The sequence below is a fragment of the Armatimonadota bacterium genome (assembly GCA_028871815.1).
GTDB lineage: Bacteria > Armatimonadota > Chthonomonadetes > Chthonomonadales > Chthonomonadaceae > REEB205.
This window is the reverse complement of sequence record JAGWMJ010000020.1, coordinates 1-26,561: the sequence shown is the minus strand read 5'-3', so window position 1 is coordinate 26,561 and position 26,561 is coordinate 1. Positions and strand designations below refer to the sequence as shown.

The 26,561-nt window shown below is 62.7% G+C and carries 29 protein-coding genes; 12 read left to right on the top strand and 17 right to left on the bottom strand.

Annotated features, from left to right (window positions below):
* The 4 genes from KGJ62_15635 to KGJ62_15620 form a co-directional block, all read right to left on the bottom strand.
* Positions 1 to 239 (bottom strand): prepilin-type N-terminal cleavage/methylation domain-containing protein (locus tag KGJ62_15635; GenBank protein MDE2128013.1); only part of this gene is annotated, 239 nt, incomplete at its 3' end.
* A gap of 215 nt (positions 240 to 454) precedes the next feature.
* The gene (locus tag KGJ62_15630; protein ID MDE2128012.1) at positions 455 to 688 is read right to left on the bottom strand and encodes a hypothetical protein; all 234 of its coding nucleotides are present in this window, start codon (positions 686 to 688) and stop codon (positions 455 to 457) included.
* Positions 689 to 830: 142 nt separating this feature from the next.
* Positions 831 to 1,409 (bottom strand): septum formation protein Maf, encoded by a 579-nt coding sequence (maf, locus tag KGJ62_15625; protein ID MDE2128011.1) that lies wholly within the window; start codon positions 1,407 to 1,409, stop codon positions 831 to 833.
* Positions 1,410 to 1,436: 27 nt separating this feature from the next.
* On the bottom strand, positions 1,437 to 2,015 hold the full coding sequence (locus KGJ62_15620) for a response regulator (GenBank protein ID MDE2128010.1): 579 nt from the start codon (positions 2,013 to 2,015) through the stop codon (positions 1,437 to 1,439).
* Positions 2,016 to 2,274: 259 nt separating this feature from the next.
* Here KGJ62_15620 and purN point away from each other — a divergent pair, with 259 nt between their 5' ends.
* The 8 genes from purN to KGJ62_15580 all read left to right on the top strand — a co-directional run bounded on the left by purN (position 2,275) and on the right by KGJ62_15580 (position 10,516).
* A complete protein-coding gene (gene purN / locus KGJ62_15615) occupies positions 2,275 to 2,892 on the top strand; it encodes a phosphoribosylglycinamide formyltransferase (protein MDE2128009.1) in 618 nt (205 codons plus the stop codon).
* 71 nt (positions 2,893 to 2,963) lie between these two features.
* Positions 2,964 to 3,650, top strand: coding sequence for a hypothetical protein (locus KGJ62_15610; GenBank protein ID MDE2128008.1), 687 nt, complete (start codon positions 2,964 to 2,966; stop codon positions 3,648 to 3,650).
* 21 nt (positions 3,651 to 3,671) lie between these two features.
* The gene (locus KGJ62_15605) at positions 3,672 to 4,850 is read left to right on the top strand and encodes a HAMP domain-containing histidine kinase (GenBank protein MDE2128007.1); all 1,179 of its coding nucleotides are present in this window, start codon (positions 3,672 to 3,674) and stop codon (positions 4,848 to 4,850) included.
* A gap of 420 nt (positions 4,851 to 5,270) precedes the next feature.
* The gene (locus KGJ62_15600; GenBank protein ID MDE2128006.1) at positions 5,271 to 6,377 is read left to right on the top strand and encodes an outer membrane beta-barrel protein; all 1,107 of its coding nucleotides are present in this window, start codon (positions 5,271 to 5,273) and stop codon (positions 6,375 to 6,377) included.
* 30 nt (positions 6,378 to 6,407) lie between these two features.
* On the top strand, positions 6,408 to 8,162 hold the full coding sequence (locus KGJ62_15595) for an ammonium transporter (protein MDE2128005.1): 1,755 nt from the start codon (positions 6,408 to 6,410) through the stop codon (positions 8,160 to 8,162).
* Positions 8,163 to 8,398: 236 nt separating this feature from the next.
* Positions 8,399 to 9,403: a LacI family DNA-binding transcriptional regulator gene (locus KGJ62_15590; GenBank protein MDE2128004.1), complete on the top strand. Its 1,005-nt coding sequence runs from the start codon at positions 8,399 to 8,401 to the stop codon at positions 9,401 to 9,403.
* A gap of 47 nt (positions 9,404 to 9,450) precedes the next feature.
* On the top strand, positions 9,451 to 10,284 hold the full coding sequence (locus KGJ62_15585; protein ID MDE2128003.1) for a DUF1559 domain-containing protein: 834 nt from the start codon (positions 9,451 to 9,453) through the stop codon (positions 10,282 to 10,284).
* Positions 10,277 to 10,516: a hypothetical protein gene (locus KGJ62_15580; GenBank protein ID MDE2128002.1), complete on the top strand. Its 240-nt coding sequence runs from the start codon at positions 10,277 to 10,279 to the stop codon at positions 10,514 to 10,516. Before KGJ62_15585 ends, KGJ62_15580 begins: the two co-directional genes overlap by 8 nt.
* A gap of 107 nt (positions 10,517 to 10,623) precedes the next feature.
* Here the strand turns inward: KGJ62_15580 and KGJ62_15575 are convergent, their stop codons facing one another.
* A complete protein-coding gene (locus KGJ62_15575) occupies positions 10,624 to 11,769 on the bottom strand; it encodes a DUF2961 domain-containing protein (protein ID MDE2128001.1) in 1,146 nt (381 codons plus the stop codon).
* Positions 11,770 to 11,950: 181 nt separating this feature from the next.
* Positions 11,951 to 13,183 carry a GNAT family N-acetyltransferase gene (locus KGJ62_15570; GenBank protein ID MDE2128000.1) on the bottom strand — a complete coding sequence of 411 codons (1,233 nt, stop codon included), beginning with the start codon at positions 13,181 to 13,183 and terminating at the stop codon, positions 11,951 to 11,953.
* Positions 13,184 to 13,441: 258 nt separating this feature from the next.
* Between KGJ62_15570 and KGJ62_15565 the strand changes: the two genes are divergently transcribed.
* The 3 genes from KGJ62_15565 (at position 13,442) to KGJ62_15555 (ending at position 15,912) form a co-directional block, all read left to right on the top strand.
* A complete protein-coding gene (locus KGJ62_15565) occupies positions 13,442 to 14,734 on the top strand; it encodes a DEAD/DEAH box helicase (GenBank protein ID MDE2127999.1) in 1,293 nt (430 codons plus the stop codon).
* A 133-nt stretch (positions 14,735 to 14,867) separates the two neighbouring features.
* Entirely contained in the window at positions 14,868 to 15,386 is a 519-nt protein-coding gene (locus KGJ62_15560; protein ID MDE2127998.1) for a zinc ribbon domain-containing protein, read from the top strand.
* Positions 15,387 to 15,426: 40 nt separating this feature from the next.
* Positions 15,427 to 15,912: a VOC family protein gene (locus tag KGJ62_15555; GenBank protein MDE2127997.1), complete on the top strand. Its 486-nt coding sequence runs from the start codon at positions 15,427 to 15,429 to the stop codon at positions 15,910 to 15,912.
* Here KGJ62_15555 and KGJ62_15550 read toward each other — a convergent pair.
* From KGJ62_15550 to KGJ62_15510, 9 genes are all read right to left on the bottom strand, one after another.
* Positions 15,909 to 16,322 (bottom strand): hypothetical protein, encoded by a 414-nt coding sequence (locus tag KGJ62_15550; GenBank protein ID MDE2127996.1) that lies wholly within the window; start codon positions 16,320 to 16,322, stop codon positions 15,909 to 15,911. The two genes, KGJ62_15555 and KGJ62_15550, sit on opposite strands and share 4 nt — an antisense overlap.
* 204 nt (positions 16,323 to 16,526) lie before the next feature.
* On the bottom strand, positions 16,527 to 18,053 hold the full coding sequence (locus KGJ62_15545) for a DUF1501 domain-containing protein (protein ID MDE2127995.1): 1,527 nt from the start codon (positions 18,051 to 18,053) through the stop codon (positions 16,527 to 16,529).
* Positions 18,031 to 21,219, bottom strand: a complete 3,189-nt coding sequence (locus KGJ62_15540) for a DUF1553 domain-containing protein (protein MDE2127994.1) — start codon at positions 21,217 to 21,219, stop codon at positions 18,031 to 18,033. Before KGJ62_15540 ends, KGJ62_15545 begins: the two co-directional genes overlap by 23 nt.
* A gap of 111 nt (positions 21,220 to 21,330) precedes the next feature.
* Entirely contained in the window at positions 21,331 to 21,963 is a 633-nt protein-coding gene (locus KGJ62_15535; GenBank protein MDE2127993.1) for a class I SAM-dependent methyltransferase, read from the bottom strand.
* A gap of 134 nt (positions 21,964 to 22,097) precedes the next feature.
* Positions 22,098 to 22,475, bottom strand: coding sequence for a hypothetical protein (locus KGJ62_15530; GenBank protein MDE2127992.1), 378 nt, complete (start codon positions 22,473 to 22,475; stop codon positions 22,098 to 22,100).
* Positions 22,465 to 23,475, bottom strand: a complete 1,011-nt coding sequence (locus KGJ62_15525) for a hypothetical protein (GenBank protein ID MDE2127991.1) — start codon at positions 23,473 to 23,475, stop codon at positions 22,465 to 22,467. The genes KGJ62_15530 and KGJ62_15525 overlap by 11 nt, the downstream gene beginning before the upstream one ends.
* Before the next feature lie 62 nt (positions 23,476 to 23,537).
* On the bottom strand, positions 23,538 to 24,056 hold the full coding sequence (locus KGJ62_15520) for an RHS repeat-associated core domain-containing protein (protein ID MDE2127990.1): 519 nt from the start codon (positions 24,054 to 24,056) through the stop codon (positions 23,538 to 23,540).
* Between the two features lie 17 nt (positions 24,057 to 24,073).
* Positions 24,074 to 24,502, bottom strand: coding sequence for a hypothetical protein (locus KGJ62_15515; protein MDE2127989.1), 429 nt, complete (start codon positions 24,500 to 24,502; stop codon positions 24,074 to 24,076).
* Positions 24,499 to 24,939: a hypothetical protein gene (locus KGJ62_15510; protein MDE2127988.1), complete on the bottom strand. Its 441-nt coding sequence runs from the start codon at positions 24,937 to 24,939 to the stop codon at positions 24,499 to 24,501. Before KGJ62_15510 ends, KGJ62_15515 begins: the two co-directional genes overlap by 4 nt.
* Between KGJ62_15510 and KGJ62_15505 the strand changes: the two genes are divergently transcribed.
* Entirely contained in the window at positions 24,931 to 25,119 is a 189-nt protein-coding gene (locus KGJ62_15505; GenBank protein MDE2127987.1) for a hypothetical protein, read from the top strand. The genes KGJ62_15510 and KGJ62_15505 overlap by 9 nt on opposite strands.
* A 216-nt stretch (positions 25,120 to 25,335) precedes the next feature.
* On the opposite strand, the gene KGJ62_15500 is transcribed toward KGJ62_15505, so the two are convergent.
* Both KGJ62_15500 and KGJ62_15495 read right to left on the bottom strand, forming a co-directional pair.
* On the bottom strand, positions 25,336 to 25,797 hold the full coding sequence (locus tag KGJ62_15500; protein ID MDE2127986.1) for a hypothetical protein: 462 nt from the start codon (positions 25,795 to 25,797) through the stop codon (positions 25,336 to 25,338).
* Positions 25,798 to 25,802: 5 nt separating this feature from the next.
* On the bottom strand, positions 25,803 to 26,561 hold a 759-nt coding region (locus KGJ62_15495), incomplete at its 5' end, for an RHS repeat-associated core domain-containing protein (protein ID MDE2127985.1).

The following is a 26,561-nucleotide window of genomic DNA, read 5'->3' as shown; positions in this document are numbered from 1 at the left end:
CCGGCGGGATCCGATGCCAGGTCGAGGACGACCTGCTCATCGTAGTCCTGGATATACATTTCGTTCGCGGTGGCCAGCTGCCGGACGTTGCTGAGGCACACGGTTTTGCGTGCCTCTTCTCGGGCCTGCGCGAAGACGGGGAAGAGAATTGCTGCCAATATCGCGATAATAGCGATAACGACGAGCAGTTCGATCAGAGTAAAGGCCGATGACGGCCTTGTTACAGCTTTGGACTTCATTGAGTTCGTGCTTCCTTCGTAGTTTCGATTCGTTTGCGCTGCCGCCGTGCTTGCGGTGGCGCTGTCTGGGCGCGTCCGAGTCTCGTAGGACCGGACTGCGCGAGAGACCGATTTGTCTAAGTCACCTCCCTTTTAATGGTTTCGCGCCGCACTGCGACGGCTAAGCCGCAGAAGCGGCGGGCACGACTGAAAAACGGGTACTTGAAGCGGTGAGGTTATTTGCCGGCGTTCGCCTGACTGGTTTGTGCACCGGCTTCAGTGCCGCTGGTGGCTGTACCACCGGCAGGAATCGGGATGCGACGCCCACCCACTGTGAGGTGTGGTGTGTTATTGGCGATCGGCCCGGTATGCGTGGCGTCCCGCCTCGACATCATGTAATAGCCTCCAAAAAGCGCGGCTATCACCACAAGTGCAACGATGATCAGTAGCGGGCTCACTTCTTTTTTCATAGTGTTCTGGTTATGCCCTCGGGTCGATGGTTTGCCGAACCCGGTATGCCACCCGTTCACGCGCGGCAACAGCTCTAGTCCACGGGCGGCTCCGCACACAATTATACAGCCTCACTGTGGCATTGTCAACAGCGATATGCGGTTACGGACCGTGGCGCCAACCGGCCTCCTGCAGCAGCAGGCGCAGGCGGCACAGCGGCAGGCCGACAACGTTGTGGAAATCTCCGCGGATGCCGCTGATCCATGGTGCGGCGAGACCCTGTGCGCCGTATCCACCGGCTTTGTCCATCGGCTCGCCGGTGGCCACATAGCGCAGTATTTCGTGCTCACGCATCGGAGCAAACTCCACGGCCGTCACTTCCGATGCCGTCCACTCTCCGGCTGCGGATACCACAGCGATTCCGGTCCATACAAAGTGAGTGTTGCCGGCCAGTTGTCGCAGCATCTTCGCGGCATCCGCTGCGTCACGGGGCTTGCCGAAGAGACGGCCGATTCCGCCCTCGTCCAGAGTCACTTCCGTATCGGCGCCTATAACCAGGTCGCGGGGAAATCGAGACAGCGTCTCACGCGCTTTGCAGAGCGCCAACTCGGAGACAAACGCCGGTACGTCAACGGGCTGCTCAGGGGCAGGCGGCTCATCGTAACGGCTTGGCTCAACCGTGACTGGAACGCCCAGCAGCTGAATGAGGTCGCGGCGTCGCGGCGAGCCGCTGGCAAGCACCAGATGCGGAGCTGCAATCGGCAAAGCCTACATGAATTCCGCGGCTGTGATAATGCTCTGGGCGATGTCGCGCATCTTGCGGTTCTGGTTGCGGGCCTGGAAGTGGATCCGCCGGAACGCCTCTTCCTCGCTCATATGGTGCCGTGACATCAGGATACCTTTGGCCCGCTCGACCACCTTTCGCGACTCCAGCTTCTCCTGAAGCTCAACAATCAGAACGCCCTGAGCGCGCAGCTCGCGGAACCTGCGAACAGCAACCTCAATGGCCGGCCCCAAATCTTCCTTACGGATCGGCTTCATCACGTATCCAACCGCGCCGGCGCTGCAGGCTTCTTCCACCAGTTCGTCCTGCGAAAAGGAGGTGAGGAATACGATCGCGCACGGTGTTTCGGCCACGATCCGGTGCGCCGCTTCGATGCCGTCCATCGTGGGCATACGAATATCCATCAATACAACGTCCGGCCGCGTGCGGCGCACGGCCTCCACGGCCTCGACGCCGTCGCCGGCCTCAGCCGCAACGGTGTGGCCAAGCCGCTTCAGGTGTGCGCGCAGTATTTCGCGCGTCAACGCCTCGTCTTCAGCGATAACGGTCCGTAACGGATCCATCCATGACCCCTGACCCAGCAAACCCATGCCGTCCGTTCCGGTCGGCCAAAGTCAACGTCGGTATCTTCGCCGCCGAGCCTCTTCAATCCTCCTTCAGCGCGCAGGCGCCACGATGAACGTGGATGGTATAGTGTGCGCAATGTCTCCGCAAACAAGCTGCACCGGCGCGCTGTCCGGTCTCTTTTCCCACTAGGTGTCTCAGCGTCTGACTGGCGAGCCCGAGTATCCCGGGCGTGCTCGCCGTCTGAACGTTGCGGTCATGTGCTCGGCCGAGAGCCGGGGATCCACGCTTCAGGCGCTTCTCCACGCTGCGGAATCGCCCTCCTTTCCGGCTCGCGTGTCGCTGTTGGTGGCCACGCGCAGGTCGGCGCCGGCCGTCAGAATTGCCAGCGAGTCCGGTGTGCCGGTTGCCGTGCTTTCGCCGACCCGGCTGGCCGCGGATGGCCCGGAAGCCTACGCTTCAGCCATCATCAGCCGGATGCGCGCAGCCGATATCGACCTGATTTGCCTGGCCGGCTACATGCTGCGCCTGCCCGCGCAACTTGTCCACGAGTTTCCTGTCAAAATCATGAACGTTCACGCTGCACTGCTGCCCCTTTTCGGTGGGCAGGGAATGTACGGCCTGCGTGTGCACCAGGCCGTGCTGGAGAGCGGAATGAAGGTAACCGGCTGTACCGTCCACTTTGTGGATGAGGAGTACGACACCGGGCCGGTAATTGTACAGCGCGCGGTTCCCGTACACACGGGTGACACGCCCGAAACGCTGGGAGCGCGGCTACTGCCGGAAGAGCACAGGGCCGTGATTCACGCGGTTCGCCTCTTCGCCGAAGGTCGGCTCCGCGTGGTGGGCCGGTGCGTTGAAATCATCCCGAGGTAACAGCGGCCGCGCTCGCCCGCATCCGGGCCGGCGGTCGGCGCAAGCTCGCGCCTCATTTTCAGGAGGTTCGAATGTTCAGATTCCGTTGGAACCCACAGTCACTCTTCGTCGTCGCCATGGCCGCTGCGCTCGGCGCGTTTGCGCTGCGCTCAGCAACACAGAGGCCGGCAGCTCCGCCGCCGGGGTCCGGCCTATCCATAGGCATGGTAGATATGAACGCTATCTATCGTGCCTCCGCGGCGCCGAATGAGCTGGATGCCGTTGCCCAACAGCTGCAGGATGCCGCCGACAAGAAGATCGCCGCTCTGCAGGCAGCCCAGTATCTCGATCCCGACCAGATGACGCAGTATGCCAAGCTGGTCGGCCTCGATACGCTGACTCCGGCGCAGCAGGCCCAGAAGGCGGCATTTGAAAAGACCGCGCAGCAGGATGCGTCGGACCTCAACACACTGCAAACGCGCAAGACACCACCCCTCACACCGCAAGAAGCCGCCCGCATGAACACCATGCTGCAAAACGCGCGCCTGCTCCAGGAGCAGATGCCCCACCTTCAGGATGAGCTGCAGACCCAGGGTACAGCAGCCCTGGACGACAAGCGGCGGAGCCAGCTTGTGACTTTGAGGGAACTCGTTGCGCAGGAGGCGCGTCGAAAAGGCATCGACCAGGTGTTCGATTCCAGTTCCATGGTCTATTCATCCAACGACCTGACCAAGGACGTGATATCGAAGCTGCCCAAGGCGCCCGCGGCCGGCCACTGATCGATCGCACAAGGGGCCATCGTGAAACGAGAGACGGGTTGCCACTGCGCTTCGGAACCGCTGCGCAGCGCGATTCTGTTGGCGTGGAGAGCCGCAGCCCGCCGGCGGTTGCGCCACATCGACCCCGAGTTGCTCTGCCGCAACGGTGAAATCTCCGCGTGTGCTGAGATGACCCTTGAGCAGATGCTCCGTTGGAACCACGCCGAGCCGAATGGGGAACATGTGGATGAGTTCGCCGAGCCCGCATCGACCTGGGCCGCCCTAAAGCTTCCATGGACCGATGTGCGAGCCTTGATCGAGCTTTTGGAGGAGGCGAGTGTCACAGCTTTGGATCCCGCCGACCTTACCGGGAAGGACGGCAAGAGATGTGCGCGGCGCTTCAAGAGCCTGGCTGCCACCGCGGCAAACAGCCGACTTCGCGCCGTCGAAGCGGATTTGCACCAGCGAAGCCAGGAGTCCATGGCGCTGGAGCAGTGCATTGAACGGTTTCTCGCTTCCGCATCGCACGACTTGCGAACGCCGCTGACAGCCATCATCGGCTTTGCCGAGCTGCTGTCGGATGGCGAATACGAGCCGCTCAACGCGTCGCAGGCTGCAGCTGTCTCCAATATTGAGAACTCGGCTCAAAACCTGCTAGAGGCGGCCAACAACCTGCTGGTGACGCTCCAGTATCGCGCAGGCACGTTAAGAATGCATCCGCAGGCTGTTGCCCTCGACACGCTTCTGCAGCACCTGTGCAGCACGCTGGCGCCAAGGGCGGAGCGCAGGGCGGTGCGCCTTGAGTTGAGCTCGCCAGGTGGGTCGCCGGTGGTCAACTGCGACGAGAGCCTGCTTCGGCACAGCCTCCATCAGCTGATTCTGCTTGCGGTCCGTACTGCCGAACCGGGTTCCACGATTCGCATAACCACCACGATCCGCGAGCGTGGAGTGGTCGTCGACCTCCAGTGCACGGGCCTGCATTTGCCGCCCGAAATCGTTCGCCTCCTCGAGATTCAGGTGAACACGGTCGACAGCGTGGTGGATCAGGGCTACGAAGCGTGGCTGGCCGGCATCCCGCTGGCGCAACGGTTTCTGAGCCTCATCGGCGGCCGGCTCAACATCTGTGCACACTCGGAAGATGGCGCATGGTTCACGTTGGTACTGCCACTGCCGGAAGTGCAGATTACCTCTGAAATAACCGGCTGCCCACTTGCAACTTAGTTAACACACCTGCTATAGTAGACCGTCTGAGCGCTTAGGCTCAGCGTTGGCTGCGCCGCTGCAGCACGCCCGGGCAGTTGTCTGCCCATCCTCGTTGGTCCCCGGCACCGCGGCCGTTATCCGGGCTGTTTTCGTCATTCGCTGGATAATTGCGCCTGACGATGCTCCGGGGATGATCCGGCAAGCCCTCGTCCCCAATCGCCCGGTCCGGGATCCCGTTGCACACCGATTCCGCGTGGAGCAGAGAAGCTTCCTTCATCGTGAGATTCAGAAGGGAATCTTCTCGTGTTACGCTTCAAGTTCACATCTCGCGTCTGGTTTTGGCCGGCCGTATGCGTGGCCGCGGCTCTTCCTTGCAGCCGACCTGCGTCCGCCCAATCACCAGCCGCTGCACCGTCGCCACCATGGCCGCACCTTCAGGTGAACGGCCTGATCGATCTCTACTATCAGGTCGACCCGCGGAATTCCACGGTCCCAATCACGCTTGTCGGCACCGACGGCGTGCGCTTGAGGCAGGACCTCGGTGGGCGCGCCTTCGATCTGCAGGTCAACGCGCTGCGATTGAACCTGTTCGAGCTGAACTTTGCGGTCAGCCCATCACGGCGGGTTCCGCTGGGCTTCGACGCCAAACTCACGGCGGGCGATACGGCCACGGTGGTGCACCTGACCGAACCCGGCGGTACCGGCGCCTGGCAAAGCGTGCAGCAGTTGTACGTCACGGTGCCGTTTGGCGGCGGGTCCTCCGCCGTCAATGTGGACGCCGGCATATTTGTTACGCCGTTTGGAAACGAGGTGATCGAAAGCAGCGGCAACGACGCGTACTCTCGCGGACTGCTCTTTACCTACGCGATCCCGTTCTACCATGCCGGGCTCCGGTTCACGAGCACTTCCAGCTCGCATGTTGCGTGGGTGGCCGAACTGGTGAACGGTTGGAACGACATCGCCGATGATAATGGCGCCAAAAGCGTGATCGGCCAGATCACGTACACCTTCAATCCTGCATGGAACCTGACGGTGGGCGCAATGGATGGCGATGAGGGTGAAGGCATATATGGCCCGCTCGTCCCGAAGGGCAAAGGCGCTATCTCCACGCAGTTGTACGAGCTGCTTGCCGGCTGGTCGCCAAAAGGGCGCCTGCGACTCAACGCGGAGCTGGACCTCGGCGCCGGCGCCGGCAGCGACAATGGCCGCCACGTCAGCGGTAGTTGGGATGGCGTTGCGGTCTTCGGGCACTACGCGCTAGGCCGGGGCTTCGCCCTGGCCCTGCGCGGCGAACAGTTCGACGACAATCCCGGCGTCGGCAGTCTGGCCGGACCGGGAGGCGCAGGTGGCCTGCGCGTGGTGAACGGCGCTACCCGGCTGCGTGAGGCCACGCTCACGCTGGAATACGCTCGCGGACCATCCGGCCTGCTCACAAGGCTGGAAGTCCGACACGATCACGCGAACAGCCGCTTCTTCCCGCTCAACGCAAACGGCGGCGCGCGCGATCAGGATACGGTGACTCTGGCCGAGATTTACCGCTTCTGACCAACACTTCCCGACCAAGGAAAACACTCCATGAAACGTACCGTCCATCTCATCGCCGGCTTCGTGTGGGTTCCCATGCTGGCCGGCCTGCTTGCTCTTCTGCTGGCTGCGCCTGTCCGCGCACAGAGCGGCGCTCCACAGCCGGACCCTTCGGGCACATCGACGGGTGACCGCACCACAGTAACCGACGCGGGCGGCAACGCATTTGTGACGCCGCCACCTGCGCCGGGTACAAAGGCCGGCGATCCGTCCGCCCTTGCGTACCAGGCGTACGCTGCCCAGGCCAAGGCGGAGCCGCTTGCCGGAAAGCTGGCAGACGCTGTTGGTCACCTCAAGGTTGGCGCCAACATGAACTGGGTGCTCAGCACCGGCTATCTGGTCCTCTTCATGCAGGCAGGGTTTGCGCTCCTCACAGTCGGGCTCGTCCGGAAGAAGAACGCCGGCCACCTGATGATGCTTAACTTTGCGGCCTACGTTATCGCCTTCATCGGCTTCTTCGCCGTTGGCTTTGCGATTATGTATGGCGGGGCCGCCATCAACGGCGCAGGACCCGCCGGCATAGGCGGCACACCTACGCTGAATGCCGCCGTAATGCTGCACGGCAAGCTCGGAATCCTCTTCGGCAAAACCGGCTGGTTCCTTAGCGGCTCAGCCTACGATGCGGGCGTCTTCGGTCTGGTGATGTTTGAGGTGGTCTTTATGGAGACCGCCGGCTACATCATTGTCGGAGCAATCTGCGAACGCATCACGTTCAAGGCGTTTGTGCTGTGCGAGCTTTTTATCGGCGCGCTGCTCTATCCGATCTTCGGCTGCTGGGTTTGGGGCGGCGGCTGGCTGTCGCAGATCGGAAACAGCATGCACCTGGGCCACGGGTATGTAGATTTCGCAGGCTCAACGGTGGTTCACGCCGTTGGCGGATTCTGTGCGATGGCGTTGGCTGTGCTGCTTGGCCCACGGCTCGGAAAGTACGACAAGAAGGGTAGGCCGGTGGCGTTTCCCGGGCACAACATCGTATTTGTAGTAACAGGAACGTTCATCCTGTTGTTCGGGTGGATGGGCTTCAATCCCGGCTCAACACTGGCTGCCACCGACCTGCGTATTAGCATCATCGCCGTAAACACCAACCTGGCGGCGATCTTCGGTGCGGCCACTGCGATGCTGTTCTGGACATTCAAGTTTGGTAAGCCCGATATCTCAATGGCCTGTAACGGCATGCTTGCGGGCCTGGTGGCAATTACGGCGCCGTGTGCGTTCGTCAATGCGCCGGATGCCTGCGTGATCGGCGTTCTCGCCGGCCTTCTGGTATGCGTCGGCGTCCTTTTCAACGAAAAGGTACTCAAGGTGGATGATCCCTGTGGCGCGGTTTCCGTTCATGGATACTGTGGCTGGCTCGGCGGCATCTGTGTGGGCATCTTTGCAGACGGCACGTACGGCCAGGGCTGGAACGGAACGGGCACAACCCGCTATATCGGCACCGCGGGATCAAAGCTCATGGGTGTTACCGGCATCCTGCACGGGGATCCGAGCCAGCTCGTCGCGCAGGTCGTGGGCTCCACGGTGTGTGTCGCCTGGGCGTTTGGCGCAACCTGGGTCGTCTTCAAGCTCGTGAACAAGGTTGTGAAGCTGCGCGTTTCGCCGGAGGTGGAGCTGCAGGGCCTGGATGTGCCCGAGTTTGGCCAGCTGGCATACCCCGAAGACGAGGTTCCGGAGCCGGTGTTGGCGGTAGAAGCCGCGCCGCGCGGTGCTCCGGTGATCGGGTCACCGGCGACCGAAGCCGGGGCCTGAGCTCCGGCTGGAGTAGCCTTGTTCATGCCCCTGGAAGCCGTGCTTCCAGGGGCATGAACGCATCTCAACGCGCGCGGATCTGGGCGTGGTCCGAACACCGCCGGCGCATCGGCAACATTCTTCACACTTTTTTTGCAGAATGCTTGACAGCGCAAAATCGCTTGTGATATCCTGTGCACAATGATTTATCGGTATATCAGTTCTGATTTATCGATAAAGCTGCAGGATCATCCAGATTGCCAACGAAACGCGCCACCACCATGCAGCAGGTCGCCGATGAAGCCGGCGTCAGCAAGATGTCGGTCTCTGCCGTCCTCAGCGGCAACTCCGAGCATGTCCGCGTCTCCGAAGCAACGCGGGAACGCATTCTGCAGGTGGCGAGCCGCCTGCGCTACCGGCCGAATGCCGTGGCCCGTTCACTGCGCAAGCGCCGCACAAATATCATCGGCCTCTACTCCGGATGGGCGTACCTGGATGCCAGAAACCTCTTCGAAGCGGAGATTATCGGCGGTATCCAGGAAGGCTGCGACCAACATCGGATGGACCTGCTGCTGCACGGCGTCTTTCGCGGTCGGTCGGTAGACGATATCTACACGCAGCTGGTCGATGGGCGCATCGACGGACTCATAATCGTGGCTCCGCCGGAAGACCCGCTGGTGCATATGCTGGCCGAATCCCACCTACCGGTTGTCGCCATAACCGACGCCATCCCAACCCTGCCTTCCGTGGTGGTGGATGATGACGGTGGCGCCGAAATGCTGCTGGAGTTTCTGGCAGAGCGCGGCCACCAGCATGTCCTCTATCGCGGTTGGGACCGAAGGGCGATATCGGTGATGCGGCGCCACACAGCCTTCTTGCGCGTCGCTGAGCGTCTGGATCTGGAAACCTCCGAGTGGATCGCGGGAGAATCCTCCGATCCGCGCGATGCGTCGCTGCTTGCCTGGCTCACCCTGCCCGACGGCAAGCGTCCCACCGCTGTCTGTTGCTGGAACGACATGGCCGCGTTCGATCTGCTCGCGCACTGCCGGACGCACGGCGTTCGCGTGCCCGAAGATCTGGCCATTACCGGCTTCGACGGAGTTCCCACAATCGGGGTCGCCCGCCGGTTGACCACCATCCGTGCGGGCTGGCCCAGCGTCGCCCGATCCGCCGTTCACCTGCTCGTCGACAGGCTGGACGGTCGCGATGTCCCGCGGGAGACGGTACTGCCCGTTCAACTCGTTCAAGGCGATACTGCCTGAGCAAACCGATCCACGACGGGATCACTCATCAGAAAGGGAAACAAAACATGCAACGGAGCAAAGCGTTCACGCTTATAGAACTCCTCGTAGTTATCGCAATAATAGCGATTCTAGCCGCGATCCTCTTCCCCGTGTTTGCCCAGGCGAGAGAGAAGGCGCGCGCCATCTCATGCCTCTCCAACATGCGAGAGATCGGCACCGCCCTCATCATGTACAACGAGGACTATGATGAGAACTATCCGCGCGGCTGGTACTACGACACCAACAACCAGCCAACCACCTGGCGCACCGTCGTCAACCCCTACATCAAGAGTGGCGGCAGCGTCACCGGTGAGAACAACGAAGAGGATGTGAACGGCGGATTGTGGCACTGCCCCGATACGGCATCCAACACCATCAACGGGTATGGCGGCCACGGCGCTATTCTGGTGCCGCCTACGTTCTCCAACGGCAGCTTCTTCCCCAGCGTGCCCGAAGCGGCCATCACCCGACCGACCGATATCGTGGTGGCTACGGAGGTCGGGCTCGATACCAACAACGCCGGTTCCACACAGGGCTTTACCGAAGACTGGTGGGCTTGGGGTGGTTCGCAGTGGCCGCCACAGTGGACGGGGCCGAACTCCGGCGCGCAGTACGATATGGATAACGCTCCGGCGCCGGCAGATAGCAACGGGTATCCCTACACCTATATGCCGCGCTACCGTCATAACCACACCGGCAACTTTATCTACGCCGATGGCCATGCCAAGGCGGCCATCAAGGGCACGGTGAACTGGTGCATCAACATCCACTATCCCGGCATGAACCTGTGGGCGGACAACGGCCCGGTGGAGTGGATCTACCTCAGTGGCCTGCCGTGCGGCATGTACCCCAATGACTGAACGCCTACGGCGGCGCATCCTCGGTGCCGCGCTGGCTCTGGCTTTGTCAGCCATGACTGCCGGATGCTCGAACTCGACGCCGGCAAAGAAAAAGCAGACGCCGGCGGAGGTGCAGACGCAGATCGACAAAGTGCAGAACGATCCGCGTATACCCGACACCGTCAAGGGGCAGATACTGGGCCAACTCCAGCATGAAAAGCAATTGGCGCAACAAGGTGGCCCGAGAGGCTGAGCTTTCCGGGTGCGCGGTGCGTGAGGGGTTGCGCCACACCCCTCACGCGCGCCGCTCACCGCGTCAACAACGCGCAAGCAGCCGGCGGCGCCTCGCGGAGGTTTCCACTAAGGCGGTGACTCGTCGGCCAGGCGCGCACTGGTTGATGGCATTGGCTGAAACGGCGTGTGAGGTTCGGTCTGGTACCAGTAGGCAACGGATTCCAGCTTGTCCGCGAGCTTGGCGTACTTGCCATTGCTGCCCCAACCAAGCGCCTGGATGGTCACCTTCAAATCGTCGGCGAAGTTGATCGGATCACGGATGTGCCACCGGTAAAGGCTCCAGAAACTTGGCGCCCTGTCGGTGGTGGCAGGCAGCACGGAACCGGAATATGGAGAGCTGAACGCCTGTGGGAAGCCGTAGCTCCCCATGAAGTAGTCTTCGGTGCCGGTGCCACAGATCGTTGGAAACTGCTTGTCACCATCGATATAGAACTTCACCTCGCCCTCGCCAAACCAGCCGGTTGAAAAGTGGCTCCAGGCCAGGAATGTACCCACGTATCGCCCCGCGCCACGCACATTATCCAGAATAACGTAGGGATTCTGGTCACCCGTAAATCCATGCCGCCACTCCGCATGGAAATAGGCGGCGTTGGCCGGCACCGGCTCCGCTTCATAGGTTATCTGGTAGGCCACCAGGTCCACATCGGTGTCGCCTTCATTCTCCAACGTAATAAGGGCATGCTTTCGGAATGGCATGGGCCAGAAGCAGTTCATGGCATTCGTAGGGTTATCAACCACGGCCAGGGAGCGAATTGGCGCGAACTTGCCATGCCCCACACCGAAGAACTCGAAGAGTGGTGACTGTACGGAGGGTGACTTTTCACCGTCCCAGTAGATTCGCAGCACCAGGTTGCGGTTCAGCGCGCCGGAAATCCAGAAGTGCTCGATTTCGCCGGGGCCCTTCACATCCATCAGTACCGCCGTCTGGTGGGCATTCACCCGCAGAAAGGGCCGCACCTTCCATCCCTGCCCGAGGTCGTCGGCGGCAGCCGCGCTTGCAGCACGCTTCGCTTCGCCGGGGTTTGGGATCGCCATGCCGCCACGGCCCTTGCCGCCGGCGGGGTTCTCCGCGGATATCGAGCGTGTCGCCGCGTGGGTCAGCAGGTCAAGAGTGCCCAATCCGCCACTGGATGGTGCGGCCGACGGCGTCTGACCGCTCGCCGTGCGCGCACAGAGCGCGGCGAGCAAGGCGACCGGTATCGCACGCAGCATCCGTCGAATCTGCCGATCTGGTTCTCTCATGGGTTTCGTCTCCCGGTAAGGCGGCGCGGTATTGAACCGCGGCGTCCATCGCGCCACGCGAACAGCCTGCGTCCCAGCGGTGAGGTTCGGCGTGTCCGCGACAGGTTCATTCAACTGTTGGAAACGCCGGCCGGCTGCCGCCGCCGAGCCGCTACGCGGTTTTCAGGTTTGCGCTCCGGGCATGGGCGCGGATCATTCCCAGAATCTTGCGTCGCTTGAAGTGCCGCGCCCAGCCCTCCGGCGTGGATCCAAACGCAGGATCTTCAAACGTCAGGTCCGGATCGGCGCTCAACAGCAGTCGGGCCAACTCCACATCGTTCCGCTCCGCCGCTATATGCAGCGGTGTGGCGCCCAGCTCACCGGCGCGCCAACGGGCAGCGGTAGGCTGTTTGGCTAGTAACTCTGCTGCCTCGCGTCGTAAACCAAGGTCCCACATCGAGATGATGTCCGGCCGTGCACCGTGCTCCAGGAGCCACTTCGCAGCCTCGGGTTGGCCCTCGTGCGCCGCCAGCTCAAGCAGCGACAACCCGCACGTCATCGGAGTGGCAAGCGCATCGAGCGATTCAGCAAACCGGCTCTCCAGCAGCTTCGTATCGCCGCGCCCTACGGCCTCCGCGAGCGCAATGCGCTCCCTCGACGGTCGATCAGCGCGAAGGCGCGGCACGTTGAGCCACCAGGTTCGCCCAAATCCGTCCCCCGTCAAGCCCAGTTGCTCGTACATCCGGGGTCCCGTCGCGTTGAGCACCGCGAATCGCGCGCCCATGCTCCTGCCTTTGATCATCGCAGCCGCGGTTACGGCCTTTCCAACGCCGCGATTCCGCTCGGCAGGCAGCACGTGCACGTCGTAGATGCCGGCAGCGGCATACTCGCCGGTGGAGAGAAACACGCTGCTGTGGCCGATAACCTCTCCGTTACGAACGGCCTCAAAACGTCGGCACTGCGGGTGTGGGCGCGCTGCGTGTGCTTTTCCGCTGCGGGCCTCTCGTATCTGAACGTCGTCCGGTGGTGATGGCAGGTCCGTCAAATCGTCGAGCTTGCGCCCCATCCAGCGCGGCCGCCAACCCGGCTGAAATCCTCGGGCCAGCAGGCCGACGCCAAGGTCCTTTGGCGCCGGCGGGTCCAACGACCAACAGCCGATGAGCGATCTGCAGTTGCGCTCGCAGTACCATTCGATTAACTCATCGAGCACCTCGTCGTCCGCGGCGGCGCCGCCCAGTTGCGGAAACAGCACCATGCCTTCGCCGTCCTCGTCATCGTAAGTCCAGAGGCATCCGCGCCGGCGCATGATCTCGCCGCTAGAGCCGCGCGCCATCGCGCAGTAGTACTGCGTGTGATTCTCGGCTGCCATGCGCGCATAAGGCGGTCGAGTCAGCTCATCCTTCATGGGTCATCTCCTCAGCCAGGCGGGGCCGCGACGCTGAATGGAACTGCGCTACATTCAGGGTGGTTCGATTTGGCACGTTTATGCTATACTCCATGCAGTTCGGTCAATATTGTGCATCGCCGTGTTGTCTCGCGTTTCGAATTGCGACCTCACCTCGCTTGCGGGTTTGCTACTATTCATCCACGCCAGCCTTTGCACCTCGTTTGAAGCTTATTCGCTGCGGAACAGCGTTAGCTTCGCCAGGAGAATCAATTCCGTATGTCTTTCGATCAACTTGGCCTCAGGGCCGAGCTGCTGAACGCTGTCGCCTCCAGTGGCTACACCGTTCCAACTCCCGTTCAGGAGCAGGCGATACCCGCCGTGCTCCAGCGCCGCGACGTTATTGCCGGCGCACAAACCGGCACGGGTAAAACCGCCGCGTTCGCGCTTCCGATTCTGCAGCGGCTTATGGAGTGCCGCCCGGCGCGCAGCGGCGGATACCGGCCCGTGCGGACTCTGGTGCTGGCCCCAACCCGGGAACTGGCTGCGCAGGTGCGCGATTCGTTCGCGCTCTTCAGTCGCGGCCTGCCGCTCACTTCCACCGCGGTTTTCGGCGGCGTAAGCATGTACGCGCAGGTGCAGGCGCTCCGCCGCGGGGTCGACGTGGTTGTGGCCACGCCCGGCCGCCTGTTGGACCATGCCTCTCAGGGAACCATCGACCTATCGCACGTGGAAGTGCTGGTGCTGGATGAAGCCGACCGAATGCTCGACATGGGATTCGTCAAGGATATCCGCCGCATCATCGCCCTGCTTCCCACTCAGCGCCAGAACCTGCTCTTTACGGCCACCTTCACCGATGAGATGCACCGGCTGGCCGGTTCGATTCTGAACGATCCCGCGCGCATTGAGGTGGATCGTACCGGTAACACCAGCGATCTGGTGGACCACACGGTGTACGCCGCCCACAGGAACGACAAACGCGATCTCCTGGTTCACCTGCTGGTAGAGAAGCAGATCGGGCAGGCGCTGGTATTTATACGGACGCGGCACGGCGCCGACCGTCTGGTGAAACAGCTTCAGCAGGATGGCGTGGCCGCGGCGCCGATTCACTCCAACCGCTCGCAACTGCAGCGCATGCGCGCACTGGCCGATTTCAAGGCCGGACGTACCCGCATTCTGGTAGCCACCGACATCGCCTCCCGTGGGCTCGATATTGACCAATTGCCGTTCGTGATCAATTACGAGCTGCCGGCTTGCCCCGATGACTACGTGCATCGCATCGGACGTACCGGTCGTGCCGGAACCCGGGGAAACGCCATCTCACTGGTCAGCCACGAAGAGCGCAGCCAGCTCGCGGGCATAGAGATGCGCATGCGGCGACAGATTGAGCGCGGCCACCCTGTCGGCTTTTCCCCTTCGACGGTTGAAGAGACGCCAATTCGCGAGCAGCCGCGCTTCCGGGCGCCACGCTCTGCGTTTCAACCGCGCACGGCTTTCCGTGGCGGGCATCGAAGCGCCACTGGCCCGCATACGGCGTTTCGCCGGTCCGCCGTGCGTGATACCCACAGCTAAGGGCTGGCCCACCTGCGCACCGCGCAGGATTATGCCGTGGTTGCGGCAAAACTGGCGCTGTCGGCAAACGCGCTAACCGCGCCTTGTTGCCGGCAGTCCCACGGCGCTCACACCGCCGCAGGAAGGGCGTACCATGATCAAATGCCCGAAGTGCCAGGCGACGCTGCCGGATGGCTGGACCAAGTGCCAGTTCTGTGGAGCGGAGTTTGCGAAGCAGCCGCCACTTCCCTCGGATGCCGGCGCGGAGCCGGAGGAGTTGACCGAGCTCCGCATTGCGCCGGCCCCAACCTGGGCCGCATCCGCAGTCCGAGCCGTCGCCATCTGGTGGATCGTCAACGGTGTCTGGTCGGCAGTCTCTGCCATGATCCACGGCGGATACGCGGCCGGCGGATTATGCGCGCTCAATGTGTTGACCGCCATCGTTGGTGTGGGCATCCTCCGGCAGGCGCCGATCGCCCGCACGGTCACCAACGTGCTTTGCTGGCTGCAAATCGCCAGTGGCCTGTTCGACTTCGTGGTGGGCTTCTTCGTGGTTTCCATCGCGCCGATTCTGGGAGTGATGATGATGCTGCTTGCCATCATCCAGGCGGGAGTGGCGGCATTCATGATCTATCTGCTGGCGGAAACCGATGTAAACAGTCCCAACTTCTGAACGGCGATCCGCTGCGTTGTGAGAGAGGGGAGGTCGCGAAATGGCGTCCATAGATAGCCGGGTGGACATCGGACATGTTCACCTCAAGGTGGCGGATCTCGAGCGCGCGCTCGCGTTCTATCACGGCGTGCTCGGCTTCGACATCACGCAGCGGATGGGCAACTCCGCGGCGTTCCTCAGCGCGGGCGGCTACCACCACCATATCGCGCTGAATACCTGGCAAAGCCTTGGTGGGCCCCCTGCGCCACACGGCAGCGCGGGGCTCTACCACCTGGCGATCCGCTATCCGGACAGGGCGCAGCTTGGCGATGCCCTACGGCGCGTTCGAACCGCTGGGATCACCCTGGACGGCGCCTCGGACCACGGCGTCAGTGAGGCGCTTTACCTCCGGGATCCCGACGGCAATGGCGTGGAGCTGTACCGGGATCGTCCACCCGAAGAGTGGCCGCGATCACCGGACGGGACATTGGCAATGACGCTGGATCCACTGGATCTCGATGCGCTTCTGGCGGACGCGAGGCGTTAGGACGGTGGCGAGCCGGATCCCAGCTCCTCAATCGGCGTGATGTGCCGGATCCGCAGCGCGGCGTAGGAGTGGTCGGTCTCAGGCCCGTATTCCGAATGTTCGACCCATCTGCCATAGTCGCACGCAACGTCGCACGTGACAATCGCGTCAAGGTCAATACCGAGCATCTGCTCGAGCAGGTCGTCGCCGACGCAGACAGCGACGTCGTGCTCGCCAATCGTGAGGTTCGCCTCGATTCCGGTGTCACGGCCAATACCAATTGCCTCGGATCGTCTCGCCGAAAGAGCGCGCCACTTCGGGTTTGCGATCGTTATCGACATACGTCTATCAGCCGTGGTTTGCGGCGCCAGGCTGAACTGCCGCAGCAGCGCCGGATCGCTGGTGGTGTTCTCGTTGCAGCGTGTGGACATGGTAATTCCTTTCCGGCAGATGTGTGGCTGCGAAGTGAGTCGCTGAGCCGGATTTGCGTCTGCCAGAATCTATAACGGCAGAGTCGGCCGATTTGTTGCGCCGGCACCGGGGTTGACAGGTGCATTTGCCCCGCAAACCGTGTGGCGACAGGCCCCCCGGGCTGGCTCGAACTGCTCCCGTACCCGCTGACCTTTGCCGCAGAGTTACGCCATCAAATTGGGCACAACGTGGCCGTACACGTCGGTCAGCCGGAAATCTCGCCCCTGAAACCGGTAGGTCAGCCGCTTGTGATCGATACCCAGCAGATGCATGATCGTGGCCTGTAGATCGTGCACATGCACGGCTCCGGGGAAGAAGTCATCTTTGGTGGGGTTCATCACAGCGCCGTGGGCATCCACGATGTTGTATCCATACGGGTCGGTCTGGCCATATGTGGTACCGGCATTGACGCCGGCGCCGGCCAGCCACATGGTGAAGCAGCGGGGATGGTGGTCTCGACCGTAGTTGGTACGCGTCAGCTCGCCCTGGCAGTAACTGGTGCGGCCAAACTCACCGCCCCAGATCACCAGCGTATCATCCAGCAGCCCGCGCTGCTTGAGGTCGGTAAGCAGGCCGGCGATCGGCTTGTCGGTTTGTGCGCACTGCCGCCGCATCCCGGCGGGCAGGTCGCTGTGATGGTCCCAGCCCTGATGGTAAAGCTGGATGAACCGGACGCCCTTTTCGCATAAGCGGCGGGTCAACAGGCAATTGGCGGCGAATGTGCCGGGCTTGCGGCTGTCGGCTCCGTAAAGCTCAAACACGCTCTCCGGCTCTTTGGAGAGGTCGGTCACATCGGGCACGCTCGTCTGCATACGGTACGCCATTTCGTACTGAGCAATACGCGACACGATTTCGGGGTCCATCTGGCTGTGAAACTGCAGCTGGTTGAGCTGATTGATCGCTGCAAGCTCATCCTGCCGCCCACGTGCAGAGAGCCCGTCGGGATTGGTCAGGTAGAGCACAGGCTCCTTGCCGGAGCGGAACTGGATACCTTGAAATCGGGAATCGAGGAAGCCGTTTCCCCACAGACGTGCATAGAGCGGCTGATCGCCACCGCCTCCAACAGTGACCAGCACAACGAAAGCAGGCAAGTCATCGGTATCGGATCCCAGGCCATACGTCACCCAGGAGCCCATCGAGGGTCGGCCGGCAATCTGCGCTCCCGTCTGCATAAAGGTGATGGCGGGATCGTGATTGATGGCGTCGGTCCACATCGTTTTGATGAAACATATCTCGTCGCTCATCTTGCCGATATTCGGAAGCAGCTCACTGAGCCACGCGCCCGACTTGCCATACTGCGCAAATTTGAACGCCGAGCCGGCGAGCGGCAAAATGGCCTGGTGCGAACTCATTCCGGTCAGCCGCTGGTCGCCGCGGACCGAATCGGGAAGCGGCTTGCCTTCCAGCTGGTTGAGCAGCGGCTTGTAATCGTAGAGGTCCTGCGACGCCGGCCCTCCGCTCTGGAAGAGGTAGATAACCCGCCGTGCCTTGGGCGCAAAGTTTGGAAAGCCCGGCAGCCCGCCAACCCGTTTCGATGGCGCTGGAGCGGCCGAGCTAGCCGATGCCCCGGCCAGCAGCTCCATCAGCCCCAGGGAACCGATGCCGAAGGCGGAGTTGGTAAGAAACTTGCGGCGAGTTATCGCCAGCGGATCGTAATTCTCGTTCACCTTATCGCTCCCATACCGTGGCATCCAGATTCATAATCGTCTGCGCAACAATCGTGGCTGCGGCAAGCTCGGCCGGCTGATCCGCCGGATCCGGCTTGCTCTCCCCGACGTGAATAAGCCGCGCCGCCCCCGTCGTGTCGCGCTGAAACCGGCCGCGCTCATCCGTGTACAACTGTTCCAGCAGCCGCAACTCGGCCGGCGACGGATGGCGCGCGGTGAGGAGCAGGAACGCATACGCAATCCGGTGGGCGTCGTCCGGTCCGCCCTCTTTCAGCATCCGCTGACCAAGCACGCGCGCCGCCTCAACAAACTGGACATCGTTCAGCAGCACCAGAGCCTGTGTGGGGGTATTTGTTGTGGTGCGCCGCGCAAGGCACACCTCCCGTGTGCCCGCGTCAAATGCCAGCATGTTGGGCATTGGCGCCGTGCGCTTCCAGACCGTGTAAAGGCTCCGCCTGTACAGATCTCCTCCAACACTCTGGTGGTAGGCCGGGCTCATCGAGTTGCTTTCGGTCCACAAGTCACCGGGCTGGTACGGGCTTACGGGCGGACCGCCCATCTGCGTATCGAGAAGGCCGCTTGCGGCGAGCGCGGTGTCGCGAATCTCCTCCGCGGTCAGCCGTCGGCTTGGCCCGCGCGCCAGCAAGGCGTTGGCCGGGTCCTTCTGGGCTAAATCGGCGCGATCGGCTGAGACCTGCCGGTAGGTGGATGAGAGGACGATCATCCGGAGCATGGCCTTCATGTTCCAGCCGGAGGAGATGAAATGACGGGCCAGCCAGTCCAGCAGGTGCGGATGGGTGGGCATTTTGCCCTGAACGCCAAAGTCCTCGGCCGTCTCAACCAATCCCGTGCCGAAGCACTGTGCCCACAAACGGTTCACCTCAACGCGAGCGGTCAGCGGATGGTTTGGCAGCAGCAGCCACTCTGCCAGGCCCAGTCGGTTGCGCGGCAGAGACCTGGGAAATGGATAGATCGTCGCCGGCAATTCGCGCGTCACCAGGTCCGCAGGAGTAACCGCCGCATCGTACACGCCACGAGCCAGAACGTACGTCGGCCGGACCGTAGGCATCTCCTGCATGACCGCGATTTCGTACTCGGCGTTTTCAGCGGTTACCACGCTCTGTCTCGCCTGAGCCAGTGCGGCGCGAGCCTGTCGCATCGTCGGATCGACAGCGGAAAGGTAGTAGGGCCGAAGCTGCTGCTCGTATCTGAGAGGCTGCGCCAGCTCCGCCTGTAGCGTGCGGCCATCGCTCAGCTGAGCGACTTCTACCGGCGAGAGATCGCGCGAAAACACAGCGATGTCACCGATTTCACCGTCCTCAAATCCGCGATCCCGGAACCGCTGGGCGAACACCAGTGTGTGCTTGCCGGTGCCTTTGTACAGATGGTCGCGAACGACTTCCAGCGATGCGGGCGCCCCGTTGAGGTAGATGCGCAGTCCCGAGGCGCGACTGGAGCCATCGTACGTGACGGCCACATGCGTCCAGGTGTTCGCCGGAATCGGGACTCGCGTCTGAACGGCGATCGCGTTTCCGGGCCAATAGCGGTAGATACGGGCCATCAATATGCCGTTGAGCACCATGAGGTCGTACCCGTGGAAGCCAACATCGGTTCCATCGCAGGCCTGGAAGACCACCGCGCGGCCGTCGGCCTTGCGCGGATCGAGCATGCGGAAGGCGATGGTGAATGGCGTGGTTCGCGTGAAGGCGCCAATCTGCGGAAAGTGGATGTCGTTGTCGCCGGTGAAGCGGGCAGCCTTTCCAAACGGCGCCGGCACGATCGTCACCGGATCGTCGCGCTCGCCGTTTTGTGTTGCCCCCGGCGCGAGGTTCTTCAGCGTCTTGCCGTCGTAGTCGGCAAAGTCAAACTTTCCGGTCATATCCGGGATTGCCGCGGGCTCTGGTTTCTGCAGCCAGTTGAGGAAGGCCTGTTCGCGGGAGGCCGATAGCGTGGCGACGGATGCGTTGGCCGCCGCAGCCGCCGCACGGGCTGAGTCCAGCTGCTTCTGCTGCGGCGCCGTTGGCAGCAGCATGGAGGGCGTGGGCACTATATCGGTCTGGTTGTAAAGCCCATACTCGTCGATGTTGTTGAAGAACGAGCAGAGCGAATAGTAATCGCGCTGCGATATCGGATCGAACTTGTGATCGTGGCAGCGGGCACATTCCAGCGTGAGGCCAACAAATGCCGTGCCAAACGTCTTGACACGGTCGGCCACACCCTCAATCCGCCACTCCTTGGCTACGCTGCCACCCTCGTTGGTCATACGATGCAGCCGATTGAAAGCTGTGGCAAGGCGCTGATCGCGGGTTGGGTGGGGCAGCAGGTCGCCGGCCAACTGCCAGGTGACGAAGCTGCTGTACGGCAGGTTGGTGTTGTATGCCTTCACCACCCAATCGCGGTAGGGCCAGGTGGGACACAGCAGATCGCTTTGATATCCATAGCTATCTGCATAGCGTGCGATATCCAGCCATGCAGTTGCTGCGTGTTCGCCATATTGCGGATTGGCCAACAGCCGGTCGACCACCGTAGCGTATGCCCGAGGCGAGCGATCCTGCTGAAACGCGGTGATCTCCTGTGGCGTTGGCGGCAGGCCGATCAGGTCGTACGAAACGCGGCGCAGCCAAACAGCGCGCGGCGCCTCCGGGGACGGTTTGATGCCTTTGCGCTCAAGCCGCGCCAAAACGAAGCGGTCGATGGGGGTGCGGCACCAGCTCGCGTCCTTGACCGTGGGCACCGGCGTCACCGCCGGCAGCGGCACAAACGACCACTGCTTCTGAAATCTGGCGCCCTGTGCCACCCAGCGATAGATGAGGCTCTTCTGTGCGGCGGTGAGGGTTTTGTGCGTGGATTGAGGCGGCATCCGCTGTGCCGGGTCAGAAGAGAAGATGCGGGAGATGAGCTGGCTCTTGGCAGGCTTGAAGGGCACAATCACGCCGGTGGCCATGGCCGCTTCACCCAGATCGAGGCGCAGGCCGGCCTGCCGCTTCATGTGGTCCGGGCCGTGACACGTAAAGCAGTTATCCTGCAGGATCGGCCGGATATCGCGATTAAACTCCACCGCTGCCGGCCTGGGCTTCGGCCTGGTGGCGGGTTTGTGGCGCGGCGGCGCCGGCCACGCCAGCGACGGTACGATCACCAGCAGCCATGCCGAAGTCAGCGCCGGCACAATTCGGCAGTTCCTTGTCACCATGTTTGCCCGAGTCCTCCGAACCGGCAGAGAAGAGTGTCGTCCTGTTGCGTCATCTTCCACATCGGTTGGTGCATGCCCTTCCATCCCGTGCCGTTTAACCGGCCGGTCGATTCAAGCCGGCGGGCGTCGCGCGACGATATACGCGCGCCGGGTTGGCGCTTCCACATCCGGGTACGGCTCGCGCAGCAGCGACTCTTCAATGACGAATCCCACGGCCAGCAGGTCATGTTCCACCTGACGTGCATCATGGAACACAAATGTCAGGTCAATCGCGCAGCCCCACAACTCCTGCAGATGTCGGTCCGCCTCGCCTGTGTGAAATGCCAGCAGCAGCACTCCGCCCGGTTTGAGCGCCCGGAAGAAGCCTGTAAAAGCGGCGCGAAGCTCGCTGCGATCCAGATGGATGATCGAGTAGAGCGCTCCAATTCCCGGAAGATCCGCGTCAGGCAGGCTCAGCGCGCGCATGTCGCCTACCTCAAACGGAATCTCGGGGTGCAGCCGGCGCGCGCACTCCACCATCTCCGGCGACAGGTCGATTCCGAAGACGTCGGCGCCGCTCTCTTTGAGGAATTGCGCCACATGTCCGGGCCCGCAGCCCAGGTCGCAAAGCCGCCCAATGCCGCGCGATTCTGCGGCAATCCGACCTAACAGCGCGCGATCGAATGGCTTGTGGCGCAGCTCGTCCGCCACGTGGAGCACATAGGCATCCACCAGCACGTTGTAGCTCTTGGCGGTATCGCTCATAGCACGGCCGGCTTCCAGCCTCCGTGAAGGTGGTGTGTGTGCCGGCATGGATCATTCTACCGCGACTGCGGTCGGCGTGCACTGCCGCAGTGCGACCGCGCTCAACGCAACTGGGTGATACCGGCGTACTGCGCCTAGGTAATGGTGCCTGAAGCGGTGCGGCTCACGCGCCGGCCTAGAGCGTCGTAGCCGAAACTGGTCACGGCCGTACCCTGCGTGATCGACTTGAGCTGCCCGTCGTAGTCGAAGGCGCGTGTATAAGCCGTGCCGGCCAGCGTGCGTCCGGTCTGCTCGCCGTTGGCGTTGTGCGAATAGCTGTTCGCGAATCCGCCGCTGGTCGACGTAAGCTCATCATCGTTATCCATCGTGAAGCTTGTAGAGGCGCTTCCCACCGTTTCGCCGGTGCAGTTTCCTACGGGATCTACGGTGTACGAAATCGAGTACGGGTTTGAGCCGGTCCGCGGTTCATCCGACGCTTTCGTCCGCCTCGTCTGGGCGACATTACAGGACAAATCGTTGGAGCGCCGCGCGAGTCGCGCCTTCGGCGATGTTCCGTTGCCGGGAGCCGAGCAGCAGTTGTGCGGCCTGCGAGGTGGCTGCGACATCGTATCCGGCGATCCGCGCGACGAGTGCCACAGCCGTTGCGGCCCAATCGCCGGCGGGCAGCACCTTATCACTGGCACTTGCAATCAGTCTCGCCAGTTTGACGAGCGCCACTAGCGGCAGACTACCGAGGGCCTGGTCCGGGTTCAGCGCTACCAGTCGACCGATGGTGCCGACGGCGCGCGAGCGCAGCCACCCGACGAAACCAACGCCGTTCACGCTGCCAAGCAATACGCCGGCCGCCGCCGGATAGGTGATGGATCGAAGCATTGCGGCTGTAAGGCATCGCGCCCCGGACGCCCGGAATCCCAAAAGGAAGAGGATGGGAAGCAGGGCAAATGCAGTGCCACCTATATAGTCGCCAGTAATTGACGTAATAGCACCGGCTGCCACCAGGCCACAGGCAATCAACCCGCCGAGAGAAAGAAGGGCTCGGGTTGTTCGTTCCTGCCGGGCCAGGTGGGTATTAAGCAGTCCAACAGCGGTGTCCACTGCAGATCCTGCGGCCAGGCTGCGACCAATTCGTTCTTGCCAGGCATTCCAGTCCCGCTCAGCGGCCGCGCTCATCCACTGGCCGAACCAGAAAGCCGCCGCCATCAGCAACCCAATTATCAGTGCCCAACTCGGCGTGGAAAGCAGCATAAAAAGGTAACGAGAGCCGACGACTGTCCCGGCGCCAGCTGCCAGTGCGGTGGCTCCGGACAGGCGCGGGTAATGCTCGTGCCTGCTCGGCGCCATGGAGCCAGCCCAGAGCCCGGGGAGAAAGGCAGCGGCGGCGGCGATGCCTGAACCGAACAGAGACGCGGGCGGCAGATGCATTACGGCAAGCAGCCGCAGGTATACGGGTGCGAGTGCGATCGGAATAAGGCACGCTATTACCCAATTCAGCGTCCGCCACGTGGTGGGCACGCGCGCTTCCCATCGGTTAACAGCCTCGGCGCCGCGCGGTGCGCTCGGCACCGATCCCCCGATCATAGTACTGATCGCCGCTCGATACCGTGCGGCTCGGGCTTGCACCACGCCGACCGGGCAGGCGGGTCCATCCACCGACGAATGCAGCCAATCCATTCGCCAATGATTCTCTCAGCTCTGTGGAGGAGCTCGCCTCCCTCGGAAACGTCGCCCCAAATTGCGCCGGCAATCGCAACGACAACGATTAGGCCTGCAATTATCGGACTTCCGACTGGGATCACCGCCGCGCCGATGACGACTACGATACCGCCCAGAATCACCTTCCAATTCCAATGCCCGCTCGGATCCACCCAATCGTTCGGCTCACCCCCGCAATACGCGTACGGAACCTGGTCGAGCATGCTGTCACGGCTGGCGAACCGCCCGATCTGCGGATCGTAATACCTGGCCCCTACATGCTGCAGCCCGGCATCGCCGTTGCTCTGGTAGGCCCAATCGCCGGCGAAGTTGTACGGGCTCGAAGTCGAGCCACTGCTCGCGATGGTGTTGCCAAACGCATCGAAATCCTGTGTGGCCATGGCTGTGCGACTCGGACTCACCGCAGGTCGTGCGGCGGTCGCGCTGCGCGCGCCAACTCGATTAGGCGCCTAACTTCTCGCGCCACGAGAAACAGGCAAAGCATGCCGCCGCCGACGGACCCGATAATCGCGCCCGGCAAGGTGCGAGTGAGCACGGCGCCAATTGCCGCGGACCCGTAGACGCCTATGAAAGCGAGCTGGCTCCGCGGGCACACCTCGGCGCCGCCGATGGGGTCCAGAAACAGTAGAATCGGAAAGCACAGCGCACACGTTGTTATCCCAATTAATAGCGCAGCCTCCACGGTTCCAACGTTGGGCGGCCACGCGGGCGCATAGTCAAATGGAGTGAGAACTGCAGCGGCGCAAACGCCGGCGATCGCCGACGTCGACCACGCGCGCCGCGCGCGTTCGTTCCACCCGTGGTCGGTCCGTGCGTAACGCGTCATGCCGGCACCGGTTCACCGACCAGGGCCGGGCCCCCGCACATCTCCACCGGGGCGCCTGGCGGCGCCACACCCGGGTCTTCGAAGCCCGCCTGTACGGCGCCGCCCACCCGACCTCCGAGGCCGCCACCCGCGATCCCACCGATCCACCTACCCACAGCGGCGCCACCGACGGCGCCTCCTGGGCCGGCGAGAGCGCCGCCGACCATGCCGCCGATCCATGTGCCGACAACGATCCCGCCGGCTCCGCCCAATGTCACTCCGACGTTCTCCTTCATGTAGTTCCAGAACCGGCCCCACGACCAGTCGTCTCCGCTCGGATCCACCCAATCGTTCGGTTCGCCCCCGCAATACGCATACGCAATCTGGTCCAGCATGGTGTCGCGGCTGGCGAACCGCCCGACCTGCGGGCCGTAGTACCTGGCGCCAACATGAACCAAGCCGGCGTCACCGTTGCTCTGTACGCCCAATCGCCGGCGAAGTTGTATGGGCTCGACGTTGAGCCACTGCTCGCGATCGTGTTTCCAAACGCATCGAAATCCTGCTTCGCCGTGGCTGTGTCGGAGCTGTTGGTTTCCGGCGACAGGCACGCCTACCTACGGCGCAAAGGCAAAATGTGACATATGCGATCTGTACCGCGTAGTGCAGGCGGCAGAACTCAGAGGCGGCGCGTTGCCGGAGCGACGGAACCCGCGCCAGCTAAGCGAACCACTGTACAGACGGACCGGCTCGCAGCCACCAGTCGAGCGTCGCGCGATCTTCAAGTTCCAACACATGGCGCTAACTATGTGACAGGCGGTACCATCGCACGTATAGTTAAGCTATGCCGCCAGGCACTAATCCGTCCGCCTGCACGCCCGGACGACATCTAGCGCGATGAATATAGCGGCTCCGCACATACCCCATGCGAGGGGTGACGGGTGCAGCGGTGAATGTGCGACGCCAAGTAAAGGGAAGTAAGGGTTCGCGCCTGGAAAGCCCGGCACGCCGTGAACCGTTGAAGCAACGCTGGAAGCGATCAGTACGCCGATCCATGCGCCGACCAGCACGGTGCGCAGCGCGCGCTTAATGGGGCGCGATGCGGCCCGGCCCAACCGGAGCCAACTGGCGGGGCGAGGGTACAGCGAGCGCCGCCATACCCACACGAGGGTGATGCCCCAGCTGCAGTCGTTGGCGACCTCAGCCCACGGGACCGGACGCGCCGTCAACCAAAAAAGTCCCGCGGCGAATAGGAGTGCGCCGAACGAGCCAAGCACGTGCATAGCAATCACGGGCCGCTTCTTATGCCAGCCATTCATGACAGTCATCCTTTGCCGAGGAGCCAGCTGATCGCCGGCGCGACGATATGCTGGGTAATCTCTCCTCCCGCAAACATGCCGACAAGAACGGCTCCCGCGACACCCGTGACGCTAAGGCGCTCAGCCGGCAAAAACAAACCGGTCTTAATCTCGGCCATGCCGCCGCCAATCTGGGTCGGTTGCCTTAGCCCGGGGTCCATTACGCTCGGTAAGCCCACGGCTGGACCGATGATCTCTGCCGGATTCTCCTCAATACCGCCAATCTTGTAGGCGCCGTCTGCGACGCCCTGCCAATCGGTGGCGTCGAAGTTGTAGTCCCACGTAAACGGATTCCAATCGCTGTACTGTTGGCCGTCCGGGTCGACCCTGTTGGCACCGTCGCCCCCGCAATACGCGTACGGTATCTGGTCCAGCATGCTGTCGCGGCTGGCGAATCGGCCGACCTGCGGATCGTAATACCTGGCCCCTACATGCTGCAGCCCGGCGTCGCCGTCGCTCTGGTATGCCCAATCGCCGGCGAAGTTGTATGGGCTGGAGGTAGATCCGCTGCTAGCGATCGTATTTCCAAACGCATCGAAGTCCTGTGTGGCCGTGGCCGTGCCGGAGCTGTTCGTCTCGGCGCGGGCAGAGCCGAGGCCATCGAATGCGGGGTACTCGCCGTTGCGCCGGAGCAGGTCGTTACCTATGGTGTACGCGGCAGTAAAGGTGCTCCCCTGCGTTTCCGTTACCGGCGCGCCGCCGGCGTACTGCGTGGAGGTGGTGGT

Excerpts from the sequence above, each read along its gene's own strand:
- KGJ62_15555 (MDE2127997.1), top strand. The coding sequence starts at position 15,427 with ATGGCGTCCATAGATAGCCGGGTGGACATCGGACATGTTCACCTCAAG.
- KGJ62_15560 (MDE2127998.1), top strand. The coding sequence starts at position 14,868 with ATGATCAAATGCCCGAAGTGCCAGGCGACGCTGCCGGATGGCTGGACC.
- KGJ62_15500 (MDE2127986.1), bottom strand. The coding sequence starts at position 25,797 with ATGAATGGCTGGCATAAGAAGCGGCCCGTGATTGCTATGCACGTGCTT.
- KGJ62_15520 (MDE2127990.1), bottom strand. The coding sequence starts at position 24,056 with ATGGCCACACAGGATTTCGATGCGTTTGGCAACACCATCGCGAGCAGT.
- KGJ62_15515 (MDE2127989.1), bottom strand. The coding sequence starts at position 24,502 with ATGACGCGTTACGCACGGACCGACCACGGGTGGAACGAACGCGCGCGG.
- KGJ62_15585 (MDE2128003.1), top strand. The coding sequence starts at position 9,451 with ATGCAACGGAGCAAAGCGTTCACGCTTATAGAACTCCTCGTAGTTATC.
- KGJ62_15595 (MDE2128005.1), top strand. The coding sequence starts at position 6,408 with ATGAAACGTACCGTCCATCTCATCGCCGGCTTCGTGTGGGTTCCCATG.
- KGJ62_15545 (MDE2127995.1), bottom strand. The coding sequence starts at position 18,053 with ATGCCACGGTATGGGAGCGATAAGGTGAACGAGAATTACGATCCGCTG.
- KGJ62_15550 (MDE2127996.1), bottom strand. The coding sequence starts at position 16,322 with ATGTCCACACGCTGCAACGAGAACACCACCAGCGATCCGGCGCTGCTG.
- KGJ62_15565 (MDE2127999.1), top strand. The coding sequence starts at position 13,442 with ATGTCTTTCGATCAACTTGGCCTCAGGGCCGAGCTGCTGAACGCTGTC.
- KGJ62_15570 (MDE2128000.1), bottom strand. The coding sequence starts at position 13,183 with ATGAAGGATGAGCTGACTCGACCGCCTTATGCGCGCATGGCAGCCGAG.
- KGJ62_15540 (MDE2127994.1), bottom strand. The coding sequence starts at position 21,219 with ATGGTGACAAGGAACTGCCGAATTGTGCCGGCGCTGACTTCGGCATGG.
- KGJ62_15505 (MDE2127987.1), top strand. The coding sequence starts at position 24,931 with ATGAACCAAGCCGGCGTCACCGTTGCTCTGTACGCCCAATCGCCGGCG.
- purN (MDE2128009.1), top strand. The coding sequence starts at position 2,275 with ATGTGCTCGGCCGAGAGCCGGGGATCCACGCTTCAGGCGCTTCTCCAC.
- KGJ62_15575 (MDE2128001.1), bottom strand. The coding sequence starts at position 11,769 with ATGCTGCGTGCGATACCGGTCGCCTTGCTCGCCGCGCTCTGTGCGCGC.
- KGJ62_15580 (MDE2128002.1), top strand. The coding sequence starts at position 10,277 with ATGACTGAACGCCTACGGCGGCGCATCCTCGGTGCCGCGCTGGCTCTG.
- KGJ62_15610 (MDE2128008.1), top strand. The coding sequence starts at position 2,964 with ATGTTCAGATTCCGTTGGAACCCACAGTCACTCTTCGTCGTCGCCATG.
- KGJ62_15620 (MDE2128010.1), bottom strand. The coding sequence starts at position 2,015 with ATGGATCCGTTACGGACCGTTATCGCTGAAGACGAGGCGTTGACGCGC.
- KGJ62_15630 (MDE2128012.1), bottom strand. The coding sequence starts at position 688 with ATGAAAAAAGAAGTGAGCCCGCTACTGATCATCGTTGCACTTGTGGTG.
- KGJ62_15535 (MDE2127993.1), bottom strand. The coding sequence starts at position 21,963 with ATGAGCGATACCGCCAAGAGCTACAACGTGCTGGTGGATGCCTATGTG.